The following is an 11,772-nucleotide window of genomic DNA, read 5'->3' on the forward strand; positions in this document are numbered from 1 at the left end:
AGAAAGAACTTACAGAAAATCCCGGAAAATACTTACTTATAAAAGGCTTCAACGTCGCCTTTCAGTTTAATAAGAATAGGACGGCCAAAACGGTCTTTTGCCTTAGGCGAAGGGATTTTTACCCAGCCTTCGCTGATGCAGTATTCTTCAACGTCGGTACGTTCCTTACCATTCAGGCGGATACCAATATCGTGCTCAAAACACTCAGCAACGTGATGTGGGCTGCGTGGATTACCGGAGAGATGATCCGGCAAAGCCGGCTTGGCGTTAGTGTCGCTCATGTTTATAACCTGACATCAGAAAAAAGTGCCCCATTGTAGACAAGGCGGGTTAGCGACTCAATCTGGCTGGCGGGTATTTTCATCGGCACACAGACCTGCCAGCCAGCCCCCTGACAGACTCCGTGACTGTGTCTCGCTATAAGCAGGACACAGCCCCGGACAGTAAGAACATCAGGCGCCCAGTGCCGGGTCGGTAGCGGCAGCCTGCTCATTCTTTAACAGCTCTTTGCGGACAAACAGCTCAACCGGAATAAAGGCAAAAGGGATCAGCGACGCCAGCAACACCAGCAGCCAGGTCATCACCGACCAGCCCTGCTTATGGGAAGCCGCCAGCGAAAGAACAAAGTACAGCATAAACAGCACACCGTGCGTCATCCCGAGCACGTAAACAAAATCCCGGCTGATCACGCCCAGCGTTACACACAGAATAACCAGATAAGAGACGCCTTCCAGCAGGCTTGAAATCCTGAACAGCTTTAACATGCGATATTCACTCAGATATGGACAGTAAGGCGGTATAGCACCACATTGGCCGGCGAAGGTAGCAAGGCCCGGAAGCGGAGGCAATAAACAATAGGGCTAAAGGTGTAATGTTTGGTAAATCTGTAAAGGCCCAGCACCGCGTTAACGGGTGCATGCACGCGTTACAAAAGCTACCGCACAGAGCCTTAATCACTCAACCCGACACATACAAAAAATTCTACTCGTTGCGAATCACTCTCAAACAGTTCGTTATAAACACACCCTACAACTTATTTTCGTATAGATGTTCAACTGGAAAGATCATTGTGTAGTCGTCCCAGTTTAAGTTTCCATCAAGCAAATCAAACTGCACAAAGCGAGAGATGTCTTTATATACATCGTAATCAGGATGGCCATCACTAAGGATAAATGGAGCAAAATCAACTACCGAAACATGATTATCATTAAACTCAATTTCTAGAATATGACCCGTAACATGTGTAGCTTTAAGCACTGATAGCTCTGGCATTTATTACTTTCCTTGAAATTTCATCCGGGCTTAAAAAGTCCGGTAAATTTTAACTGGCGGGGTCACTCCCAATAGCATCAGATTAACCCGGTTTTCTGTAACTGTTGCTTTTGTTCTGTTATATGTTGCTGAATATTTTTTAATAACTGAATGCGGGTTTCAGTGGTTAACTGGCGCAGTTTCTCCGAAGCTTTCGGCGCTTCAAACGGGTTACCGGATAACAGCTGGCTGCGCAGATATTCTGCACGCTGGTAAAAAGCCGATATACCACTGACGTACTGATGTGGCATTTCAAAAATTGCAGACCCTTCCTGGGCAGCATTCCAGAAAAACGTATCCAGCTGATATTTATCGGGCTGCATACTCATACTGTTACTCTGTGGTGCCTTATCAAATTCATCGACCCAGCTTTGTAAACGTTCGGTATTCACCTGCATTTCTCCCAGTAACGACTGCTGCACATGGTAAACATCCCGCTGATGTTGCAGATTTTCAAATTCGATGGCTTTTTCAAAACCGGAATTGGCTGCTAGATAAACACCAACCACTGTCGCTAATAAAGTAAATAACTGGCCCAACCAGAATTCCTTGTTAACTTTTCCAGACATAAATAGCCTCTTGATTTCCTGAGGAAGTTATTGATATAAAAATGACCTGATACAGGTATGCCGGACTTTAGCATTTTTCCGGCGGTAGGTAAGCGGCCATTTATCGAATCCGTGATCTGACCCAACACAACCTGAATAATTAGAGCGCCTGTATATTTCCTATTTTCTTTCCGCTATTTGCTTTCCGGGCATATAACGTCCGCAGCTGCGGGCGAATTGTAGCGACGCAGGAAAAGAAAGGCGCTTAGAAAGGCTGCGTTTGTTAAATTTAAAGTCGGCATTCTAACCAAACCCGTTCTTTCGGGTGATGCTCTTCAATCGTAACCAGAGCATCATCTAGCTCTTCGTCATTTGCAGGGTCTATCACATAGCGGAAGCTTGTAATATTTATATCCATTTCTCTATAGCGATCTAACTCAGATTCACTCAAGACATTTCCACCGATCCAAACAGGATACTTACCTGTTTTAATCACTGGTTCCAGCTCTTGAAATCCTTCTTTTGTAACTGCAAATATGATCATAGGAATTTAACCGGTTATTAGTGTGCATTAATGCATTTGAAATTTACGTTACTACCCTCCGGCAAAGCGGGCAAGCACGAATGTAAAGCATGCCTGAGCCGGAAAGCGCCGCTCATCACAACCCGCGTTAAAGCCTCTGCTGGTGATTTGGGCATGCTCACCTCATACTGGTGCACTCACTGGCGGTGACCGGAGCCTGACGAAGGAGCATAAAAATGGACTATCAGACCTTTCAACCCGATGCGGAACTGGATGCCATTATCAGTTGTTACTGGACCCTGGAAGTACCGGCTTCTGATGATCACCAGAAGCAGCGTATTGTTCCCGATGGCACCATTGAGATGGCATTTATTCTGGGTGACGATATAAAACGTTATGTCTCGGATGACGAGTTTATTATCCAGCCAAGAGCGATGGTTCTGGGTCAGATCACTACCCCGTTTTTTATTGAACCCCTGGGGTATGTTAATACCTTTGCCATTCGCTTCTATCCGCACAGTTTTGCCAGCCTTGTCTCCTCGCCAATTAAAAATCTGGTGAATACCGAAACCCCGCTGGCTGAATTGTTTGGCGAAAAGACGGCTGATGATTTAACCCAGGCAATTGTTCAGGCGAGCGATACATCGTCCAGAATTGCTATTATTGAAGCGTTCCTGAAGTCAAAGCTGAATGAGCAACAGGTTGTCGACAACATCATACAAACAACGATCGATGCCCTGATAGCCTCATCCGGGAATACACCGATTGCTGCGATAACCAAACAGGATCTGGCCCAGAGACGTCGCTTAGAAAGAAAGTTTCAGCAACAGGTGGGGCTCAGTCCAAAGCAACTCGGGAAGGTGATTCGTTTGCAGCAAGCTTTGACAATGCTGCTTAACAATAAAGACGACAAACTGATGGACATCGCCTACGCCAGCAAATACTACGATCAGGCACATTTTATCAGGGATTTTAAAGAGTTTACCGGGGTCAGTCCAAAGGAGTTTCTTGGGCATAAGCATATGGAGCTGTCATCGCTGTTTTACCAATAAAGCGCTGTCGTATTTGTACAATGAACTGTCAGGCTGTTGATGTAGTCTCTGAATACGGTTTATCAACTAACCGCCATTCTGCTAATTATCAAAGGCCGACAGTATGAACAGTTATATCGCAATGTTTGAAATCCCTGCCACCGACCTTGCAAGAGCCGTGGCGTTTTATCAGGCGGTACTGGGTGTAGACATCGAATGTATGGAGATGCCGGGTATGGAGATGGGTATCCTGCCTTACGAAGGCCAGCTGGTTCCCGCTGTGATTGTAAAGGGTGAGGGCTATATCCCTTCTTCAGATGGAGTCACTGTCTATCTCAATGCCGGCGATGATTTACAGCCAATGCTGGATAGGGTCGCCGGGAGTGGTGGTCAGGTCATTCTGGAAAAGACGGCTCACGCCGATAACAGTGGGTTCTTTGCTTTGTTTCTGGATTCAGAAGGCAACAAGCTGGCGCTGAACTCCGCAAATTAACAGGTGTTGCCGCTCCGGACTATTTGGGCGCCTTTATGATTTTTCAGTGAGAAATCATAAAGGCGGAAATTGCTTTGTCATTCATCGCTGCAATAACTGCGCTGGCCTGGTGGGCAATGCCGACCCTACATTTCAGTGTGAATGAAGTACTCCGGCCAGTCGTGGATAAAATCCACTCCTACAATACAGCGTCTGATATGAAGTACGGCGTTGCGTCTGAATTATGCTCCTGAGACCCGCCACAGCGAGCGATGTTTTTCTGATCTAATCCGTCCAACGGCTACTCTCTGCCTTTACCCGGCGCATCCATAAACTTAAAACTCACCCACAACAAGCATAAAAAAAACACCGGAAAAATCGCCGGCAAAACCTCCACTATGAGCGAAGATTCACCGCTGATTCCACTACCTGCTTCACTCAATTTATAACAACCAAAAAACACCAGCGGATACAACAGCGTTCCCCACAAAAAGAACTTGTTCATCAGGCTGTTAAACAAGGAAATTTTTATGCCGGGCTTGCTGGCCAGGCCCATCAGGCTGGCCACCGCCATAAAAGGATACGCCAGTAAGGGTAAGGCACCGGCGGTTAGGAAAATAATTCTGAGCAGTTCATCCATGAGTTATATCCTGTGGGTTGAATACTGCCTGATGTTAATCAGGCAGCAAGGCCGGAAATCAGCACGGCATCAGCCAGATATCAGCCGCACAGATAGGTACCGGTACCCACTGCGATTAACAGCCCTTCTTCGTTATGAAATTCCATGCGCGTTACGGCCACTTTATTGCCGATACGCAACAGGGTTGCACTGGCAATAAACTCTTTACCTTTGCCGGGGTGGAGAAAATCCACACGCATATCAATGGTGCCGAGTTTGGCCAGTTGTTTGGGCCGGTCTTCTTTCGGGATTTCATTTTTGTGCATGCGCTGCCAGGTCGCGATTAATGCCATGGCACCGCCGGTTACATCAAGCGCGGTAGAAATCGCGCCGCCATGCAGAATGCCCTGCAGCCAGTTACCAACCAGATCGTCGCGCATATTCATGCTGAATTCACAGCGGGTATCGCTGAGCAGTTTGGGTTTAAGGCCAAGCAGTTTGTTAAACGGAATCTGGTCGAGAAAGTTCATCGCCAGTGTCAGCTCGGTTTTGCTGAAGCCTTCAGCTTGTGTGGTCATGCCCTCTGCGGTCATGAAGTGCCCCTTTGTCTTTATTGTTATGACTCTGGCCCGCTCTGGTAAAACGGCGGGCAGGGCATTGTTCACAGGGGACAGGGCGGAGTCAAAGAAAACGCTGCCAAAATCTGCTGCCGGCAGCGGGATTCGGGGGTTCCGGTTTTTTGCCATGGCCCATTGACTCATTAGGTCGGCTGTCCTAAATTTCATATTAGGACGGACGACCTAGACCATAAATACCCAGTGGAGCACAAACCTGTGGCCAATCAACCAACCAGAGAACGTATCGTTGCCGAGGCCGATCAGCTGTTTTACCAGCAGGGTTTTGAGCACACCTCGTTTGCGCAAATCGCAGAAGTGCTGGGGATTTCGCGGGGGAATTTCTATTACCACTTCAAAACCAAAGACGAAATTCTGCACGCGGTCATCAGCCATCGCCTTGCCCGCACCTATTCGATGCTCAGTCACTGGGAGCAGGAAGGGGAAACCCCCACCGACAGAATCCGCAGCTTTATCCATATCCTGCTGACCAATCAGGCCAAAATTACACGTTACGGCTGCCCGGTCGGCACGCTCTGCACTGAGCTGGGCAAGCTTGATCATCCGGCCAGAGATAACGCCAATGAGCTGTTCACCTTATTCCGCAGCTGGCTGCGGCGGCAATTTGAGCAGCTTGGCCGCCATGCCGATGCCGATGAACTGGCAATGCATTTGCTGGCCTGCAGTCAGGGCGTAGCAACACTGGCCAGCGCATTTCAGGATGAAAAATTTCTTCACAACGAGGTTAACCGTCTTGAACACTGGTTAACGTCCATCACAACAACAGAGCAACAGGAGTCGCTTTAATGTTTATCGTGCTGTTACGTTTTTCACAGAATAAGGCACAGGCCGCTGCCTTTATGGATGGTCACAATGAGTGGCTCAGACAAGGCTTTGCTGACGGCATTTTTCTTCTGGCAGGCAGCCTGCAACCGGGCCTTGGCGGCGCGCTTATCGCTCACGGTATTACACGTGATGCTCTTGAGGCCCGGGTAAATCAGGACCCCTTTGTAGCGGAAAATATCGTCAGTGCAGAAATACTGGACATTGATCCGAAAAAGGCCGATGAGCGCCTGAGTTTTCTGCTGAATTAGCCCTGAATACCGGAGCGCATTATGAATACGGAAATTAAAGGCCCGGATGGTAAACCGCGCTGTCGCTGGTGTGCTGCCGCCCCTGAGTTTTTTGCCTACCACGACGAAGAATGGGGTTTCCCGGTCGACAACGATATCCGCCTGTTTGAAAAACTCTGCCTGGAAAGTTTTCAGTCCGGACTGAGCTGGCGCACTATTCTGGCCAAGCGGGATAACTTTCGCGCAGCCTTTGCCGGTTTCGATTTCAACAAAGTCGCGCAGTTTGATGAGTCTGACGTTAAGCGCTTATTAGCGGATGAAGGTATTGTCCGTCATCGCGGAAAAATCGAAGCCGTTATTAATAATGCTGCCAAAGCCCGTGACATCGTTGCTGAACACGGTTCACTTGCTGCGTATTTCTGGCGTTTCGAACCCGATAAAAACAGCCTGCCAGAACCTCAGACGGTCTCGGCCTCTGAGGCTTCTGCTGCGCTTTCCAAAGCACTGAAAAAACAGGGTTGGAAGTTTGTAGGTCCGACAACGGTGTATGCATTTATGCAGGCCATGGGGCTTGTTAATGACCATTCCGGCGGCTGCATAATCCGGAAGAAAGTGGAGCAGGCACGCAAGGGCTTTAAACGTCCCTGATCTGAGATATCAGACGGTGAGTCTGCCGCCACCCGCTCAGCAGACTCAGCCGGTTATTCAGACGCCGGCTTCTGCTTCGGCACGTTGTGCCGCCGGAGAGCGGGCGATATAAGCCAGTGCCTGAGCGGTATCACCTTCGGTAATCGGGTGGAAGCGTGGTGATAACCAGCGCAGCGTGGCTTTCAGCAGAAAGCTGAAGCTCGGTACGTGGTCGGTGTTGCGGCCACAGCGCTCCATTTTCCGGGTCATTTTCAGCCAGCCCCAGCGGCCGATTTTCCGCACTTCTGCATCTTTATCCTGTGCTGCCAAAAAGCGCGTACCGGTAAAGACAAAATAAATAAACAACGGAAATACAAAGGCCATCAGCAACTGACGGCTGAGGTAAAAACCGATGCGGGTTTTGCACAGATGACGGTGCAGGTCGTAGGCCACGGTGCGGTGTTCAACCTCTTCGGCCAGATGCCATTTAAACAGGTCGGCCATTACCGGGTCGGCTTTATTCCAGCTGGTGTTATCCATCGCCCACTGGCCAAGAATTCCGGTGAAGTGTTCTACCGCACCGATAATACCCACGCGGGTTATCAGCCAGGAGCGCTCGAACATGTTCAGCTGCAGAAATTTCTGCCCCAGCGGCTCATCACCCAGCAGGGTTTTAAACAGAAAGCGCACCCGCTCAAGAAAAGGTTCGCAGTCTATCTCGTGCCGGTTCAGATATTTTTGCGCGGCGCTGTGTACGCGCGAATGCACCGCTTCCTGACGAATAAAACCTTCAACATCGGCACGCAGTTCAGCGTCATTTACCAATGGCAGTGCCTTGTTATACACGCGGCAGAACCACAGCTCACCTTCCGGCAACAGCAGGTGAATGGCGTTGGTCATATAGGAAGCCAGGGCGTCACCCGGAATCCAGTGCAGCGGGGTCTGTTCCAGATCAAAGCGCACCTTGCGCGCTTTCAGTTCGTGGCGCCCGGTTTGTTGTGTGGTTGCGGTGTTCATTGCAGGCTCCTTTTCTGATTCCTTGTTTTCTGTGCCCATTTTTTTCTTCCGGAATATCAGGCCCGTTCCGGTTTATGAGCAGACGTCAGCGGCCTGGCCGAGGCTGGCGATACCCGTACGGCGCGCAGTGCGCTGTCTTCCTGATTGCTGTCGATGGTGTGGGCAAAATCAGCAATCCATTGCGCCACCTGTGGCGCATGGGTAAGCAGCACCCAGTGGGTGGCGTCGATATCGCGGCGGTATAAATGTTCAACCCAATCAGTCAATTCGCTGAACAACTGAGTGCCGACGTAGTTATCACCGGTTGGCACAATCAGCTGCACCGGGCAGTGCGCAAAGCGCTGCTCTGGGCGGAACATTTTGTTCATAAAGTTGGCGCGGTACAGGCGCACACCAATGGCACCATCGTCACGCTGGGTTGGATTGGCTTCCGGTTCGCTCACGCCTTCGCGCAGGCGCAGATACACCGGCCAGGCCTTGGCCAGTCCGGCCTTCCACATCAATGGCGCCAGCAGCGGCAACTGGAAAAATACGATATACCAGCTGCTGAACAGCTGACGGACGGCCTTGCTGATGTTGCTGAATGACGTGGAGAAAAGGTGCTTACGCATCCAGAACCCCATATGGTCGAGACAGGGCCCCGACACGCTGGAAAATGAAGCAATCCGCCCTTTTAAGGCATCGGTGGTTACCGATTCCCAGCTCTGAATCGAGCCCCAGTCGTGCGCCGCCAGATGAAACCTGCGGCCGGGAATCAGCGTATCCACCACCGCCTGAAGATCCTGTGCCAGCAACGGCATACGGTAATCGGCGGTTTTTGCCGGTTTATCTGACTGACCGGCACCGCGCACGTCGTAGGCAATCACATAAAACTGCTGCGCCAGACGTTCAGCCACCGCATCCCATACGCTGTGGTTATCGGGGTAACCATGCACCAGCACCAGCGCCGGATTTTCCGCTTCGCCACGGGTCAGGGCATGCAGGCGCACAGGGCCCGACTGAATAATGTGTGTGCTTGCTGTCATACCAGCTCCTGTATTTTTATTGTATCGGGGCGGCCCCGCTCAGCAGGCCGGTAAAAGTAGCAAAGAACCGGAACCCGGATGCAGGTTCGCCGGCGCCAACTTTGTCCGCCAGAATCAGGCACACTCCTCTCCGGATCTGATCGCGGTGCCAATCAGCAGCAATACGCTTTTGCATAAAAGCTTCACAATCGCCCGGCATACTGCGCAGCACTTTACGGAAGGCTGAAAATCTGCAGAAATCCGCTGTTTAGCGCTAAGGCATCAACGCTGTGTTTATGAGCCACCGCTCAATAAAGTTGCGCTATATCAGCGCCGATTCAGCTACAATCGTCATACTTTTCATTTCCCTTCCCGATCAGGAGATTCCCCATGGCTTTCAGCGATGCTCAACGCTTTTTTCCGGAAACCCGTCTGCGCCGTAACCGTCGTGACAACTTTTCCCGCCGCCTGATGCGTGAAACTCAGCTGACTGTCGACAGCCTGATCTACCCGATGTTTGTGCTGGAAGGTCATCAGGAACGCGAAGCCATTGCCTCAATGCCGGGGATTGATCGCCTGTCCATCGACCTGATGGTGGCCGAAGTTAAGCACCTGTATAAGCTCGGTATTCCGGCTGTTGCCCTGTTTCCGGTAACACCGGCCAGCGCCAAATCCGAATTTGCTGAAGAAGCCTTTAACCCTAACGGTCTGGCGCAGCGTGCGGTGCGTGCCATTAAAGATGCGGTACCGGAAATGGGCGTGATTACCGATGTGGCGCTTGACCCGTTCACCACCCATGGTCAGGACGGCATCATTGATCAGGACGGTTATGTGCTGAATGACCGCACGGTAGAAACCCTGGTACAGCAGGCCCTGTCGCATGCTGAAGCGGGTGCCGATATCGTTGCCCCGTCTGACATGATGGACGGCCGCATCGGTGATATCCGCCAGGCGCTGGAAGAAGAAAGCTTTGTAAATACCCGCATCATGGCGTACTCGGCCAAATACGCATCCGCTTATTACGGCCCGTTCCGTGATGCCGTGGGCTCAGCCGCCAACCTTGGCAAAGCCGATAAAAAGACCTACCAGATGGACCCGGCCAACAGTAACGAAGCCCTGCACGAAGTGGCGATGGATCTGGCCGAAGGCGCCGACATGGTGATGATTAAACCGGGCATGCCGTATCTGGATATCGTACGCCGGGTAAAAGATGAATTTCAGGTACCAACCTTCGTTTATCAGGTGAGTGGTGAGTACGCCATGCACAAAGCAGCTGCACAGAATGGCTGGCTGGATGATAACGCCGTCATGGCCGAATCCCTGATGTGTATGAAGCGCGCCGGTGCCGACGGCATTCTCACCTATTTTGCCAAGCAATATGCAGAATGGATTAATAAATAAGGACCGAACATGAGTGACGCAGCCGCAGAAAAAAACATCGATTTAAGCAGCAGCGAATATTATATAAACCGCGAATTAAGCCATTTGCAGTTTAATATTCGCGTACTGGAACAGGCACTGGATGACATCTATCCATTACTGGAACGGCTGTTTTTTCTGTGTATTTTCAGCAAAAATCTCGATGAGTTTTATGAGGTTCGCGTCGCCAACCTGACCCAGCAATTAACCTTTGCGCGAGAGCAGACCGGTGCCGATGGTATGCACCCGCAACAGGTATTAAGCAGCATTCATGCATTATGCAGCGCGACCGTTGAGCGCCAGTATGAAATTCTGAATGACACTTTGCTGCCGGCACTGGAAAAAGAAAATATTCATTTTCTGCGCCGTGCCGACTGGAGTGAAGACCAGCGCAGCTGGGTTCGGGCCTATTTTGAAGACAGTATTCAACCGTTAATCAGCCCGATTGGGCTTGATCCTTCACATCCGTTTCCACGACTGGTTAATAAAAGCCTGAATTTTATTGTCGCCCTCGAAGGCAAAGACGCCTTTGGCCGTGAAACCGGTCTGGCGCTGATTCCGGCACCGCGTTCACTGCCACGCATTATCCGCGTACCGGACGAGCTCACCAAAGGCGGTGACAATTTTATTTTCCTGTCGTCAATGATTCATGAATATGCCGACGAACTGTTCCCCGGCATGACGGTAAAAGGCTGTTACCAGTTCCGCGTGACCCGTAACGCCGACCTTGAAATTGATCATGATGACACCGCCGACCTGGCATCGGCGCTGGAAGACGAATTGCATTCGCGTAACTTTGGCGAAGAAATGCGTCTGGAAGTCGCCGACAATTGCCCGGAAGAACTGGCGAACTTTCTGCTGAAACAATTCAATCTGGATACCACCGACCTGTACCGCGTAAACGGGCCGGTTAACCTGGGTCGTCTGATTGAAGTGATCGGCCAGATTTCACGGCCAGATCTGCAATACACTCCGTTTACTCCGGGGCTGCCGAAAAATATTAACTTCAACAAAAGTATTTTCGAGAGTATCCGCGACAAGGATACACTGTTGCTGCACCCGTTCGAGTCTTTTACGCCTGTGGTCGATCTGCTGCGTGAAGCAGCCAAAGACCCTAACGTACGTGCGATTAAACAGACCCTGTATCGTACCGGGGCAAAATCAGAAATTGTGAACGCTCTGGTGGATGCTGCCCGTAACGGCAAAGAAGTGACCGTGGTTATTGAACTGCGTGCGCGCTTTGACGAAGAAGAAAACCTCTACCTGGCTAACCGCTTGCAGGAAGCCGGTGCGGTGGTGGTCTATGGTGTGGTGGGCTATAAAACCCACGCCAAGATGATGCTGATTGTGCGCAAAGAAGGCGATAAATATAAACGTTATGTGCATTTGGGTACCGGTAATTATCATGCCGGTAACGCCCGTGCTTATACCGATTACAGCTTCCTGACCGGCGATGATTCCATCGGTGAAGACGTACACAAGGTTTTCCAGCAGTTAACCGGTATGGGCGAAGC

Annotated in this window: 16 protein-coding genes; 7 read left to right on the forward strand and 9 right to left on the reverse strand. The window is 50.6% G+C overall.

Annotated elements, in window-relative coordinates:
• Nucleotides 1–32: 32 nt before the first annotated feature.
• The 5 genes from B3P58_RS00570 to B3P58_RS00590 form a co-directional block, all read right to left on the reverse strand.
• Nucleotides 33–281 carry a DUF3297 family protein gene (locus B3P58_RS00570; protein ID WP_230331016.1) on the reverse strand — a complete coding sequence of 83 codons (249 nt, stop codon included), beginning with the start codon at nucleotides 279–281 and terminating at the stop codon, nucleotides 33–35.
• A 171-nt stretch (nucleotides 282–452) separates the two neighbouring features.
• Nucleotides 453–764: a DUF3817 domain-containing protein gene (locus tag B3P58_RS00575; RefSeq protein ID WP_225691166.1), complete on the reverse strand. Its 312-nt coding sequence runs from the start codon at nucleotides 762–764 to the stop codon at nucleotides 453–455.
• A 262-nt stretch (nucleotides 765–1,026) separates the two neighbouring features.
• Nucleotides 1,027–1,272: a DUF2442 domain-containing protein gene (locus B3P58_RS00580; protein WP_286715215.1), complete on the reverse strand. Its 246-nt coding sequence runs from the start codon at nucleotides 1,270–1,272 to the stop codon at nucleotides 1,027–1,029.
• Between the two features lie 77 nt (nucleotides 1,273–1,349).
• Complete coding sequence (locus B3P58_RS00585) at nucleotides 1,350–1,880, reverse strand: hypothetical protein (protein ID WP_145467661.1); 531 nt, start codon at nucleotides 1,878–1,880, stop codon at nucleotides 1,350–1,352.
• Between the two features lie 268 nt (nucleotides 1,881–2,148).
• Nucleotides 2,149–2,403 carry a hypothetical protein gene (locus B3P58_RS00590; RefSeq protein ID WP_286715220.1) on the reverse strand — a complete coding sequence of 85 codons (255 nt, stop codon included), beginning with the start codon at nucleotides 2,401–2,403 and terminating at the stop codon, nucleotides 2,149–2,151.
• Between the two features lie 215 nt (nucleotides 2,404–2,618).
• On the opposite strand from B3P58_RS00590, the gene B3P58_RS00595 reads away from it, so the two are divergent.
• Together B3P58_RS00595 and B3P58_RS00600 are read left to right on the forward strand one after the other, a co-directional pair.
• Complete coding sequence (locus tag B3P58_RS00595; RefSeq protein WP_286715223.1) at nucleotides 2,619–3,434, forward strand: AraC family transcriptional regulator; 816 nt, start codon at nucleotides 2,619–2,621, stop codon at nucleotides 3,432–3,434.
• 103 nt (nucleotides 3,435–3,537) lie between these two features.
• On the forward strand, nucleotides 3,538–3,906 hold the full coding sequence (locus B3P58_RS00600) for a VOC family protein (RefSeq protein ID WP_286715225.1): 369 nt from the start codon (nucleotides 3,538–3,540) through the stop codon (nucleotides 3,904–3,906).
• Nucleotides 3,907–4,186: 280 nt separating this feature from the next.
• Here the strand turns inward: B3P58_RS00600 and B3P58_RS00605 are convergent, their stop codons facing one another.
• Nucleotides 4,187–4,525, reverse strand: a complete 339-nt coding sequence (locus B3P58_RS00605) for a hypothetical protein (protein ID WP_286715228.1) — start codon at nucleotides 4,523–4,525, stop codon at nucleotides 4,187–4,189.
• 80 nt (nucleotides 4,526–4,605) lie between these two features.
• Nucleotides 4,606–5,082: a thioesterase family protein gene (locus B3P58_RS00610; RefSeq protein ID WP_225691174.1), complete on the reverse strand. Its 477-nt coding sequence runs from the start codon at nucleotides 5,080–5,082 to the stop codon at nucleotides 4,606–4,608.
• 255 nt (nucleotides 5,083–5,337) lie between these two features.
• Here B3P58_RS00610 and B3P58_RS00615 point away from each other — a divergent pair, with 255 nt between their 5' ends.
• Genes B3P58_RS00615 through B3P58_RS00625 form a run of 3 tightly spaced genes read left to right on the forward strand, consistent with a single transcriptional unit; the run spans nucleotide 5,338 to nucleotide 6,839 of the window.
• Entirely contained in the window at nucleotides 5,338–5,925 is a 588-nt protein-coding gene (locus B3P58_RS00615; RefSeq protein WP_286715233.1) for a TetR/AcrR family transcriptional regulator, read from the forward strand.
• Nucleotides 5,925–6,212 (forward strand): YciI family protein, encoded by a 288-nt coding sequence (locus B3P58_RS00620; protein ID WP_286715236.1) that lies wholly within the window; start codon nucleotides 5,925–5,927, stop codon nucleotides 6,210–6,212. Before B3P58_RS00615 ends, B3P58_RS00620 begins: the two co-directional genes overlap by 1 nt.
• A 21-nt stretch (nucleotides 6,213–6,233) precedes the next feature.
• On the forward strand, nucleotides 6,234–6,839 hold the full coding sequence (locus tag B3P58_RS00625) for a DNA-3-methyladenine glycosylase I (protein ID WP_286715238.1): 606 nt from the start codon (nucleotides 6,234–6,236) through the stop codon (nucleotides 6,837–6,839).
• A 57-nt stretch (nucleotides 6,840–6,896) separates the two neighbouring features.
• Here B3P58_RS00625 and B3P58_RS00630 read toward each other — a convergent pair whose 3' ends face one another.
• Together B3P58_RS00630 and B3P58_RS00635 are read right to left on the reverse strand one after the other, a co-directional pair.
• Nucleotides 6,897–7,835 (reverse strand): metal-dependent hydrolase, encoded by a 939-nt coding sequence (locus B3P58_RS00630; RefSeq protein ID WP_145467641.1) that lies wholly within the window; start codon nucleotides 7,833–7,835, stop codon nucleotides 6,897–6,899.
• 56 nt (nucleotides 7,836–7,891) lie between these two features.
• Nucleotides 7,892–8,860 (reverse strand): alpha/beta fold hydrolase, encoded by a 969-nt coding sequence (locus tag B3P58_RS00635; RefSeq protein WP_286715242.1) that lies wholly within the window; start codon nucleotides 8,858–8,860, stop codon nucleotides 7,892–7,894.
• A gap of 369 nt (nucleotides 8,861–9,229) precedes the next feature.
• On the opposite strand from B3P58_RS00635, the gene hemB reads away from it, so the two are divergent.
• On the forward strand, nucleotides 9,230–10,240 hold the full coding sequence (gene hemB / locus B3P58_RS00640; RefSeq protein WP_145467637.1) for a porphobilinogen synthase: 1,011 nt from the start codon (nucleotides 9,230–9,232) through the stop codon (nucleotides 10,238–10,240).
• Nucleotides 10,241–10,249: 9 nt separating this feature from the next.
• Nucleotides 10,250–11,772 (forward strand): polyphosphate kinase 1 (gene ppk1, locus B3P58_RS00645; RefSeq protein WP_286715247.1); only part of this gene is annotated, 1,523 nt, incomplete at its 3' end.

This window comes from Thalassolituus sp. UBA2009 (assembly GCF_002335285.1).
GTDB lineage: Bacteria > Pseudomonadota > Gammaproteobacteria > Pseudomonadales > Oceanobacteraceae > Venatoribacter > Venatoribacter alkanivorans.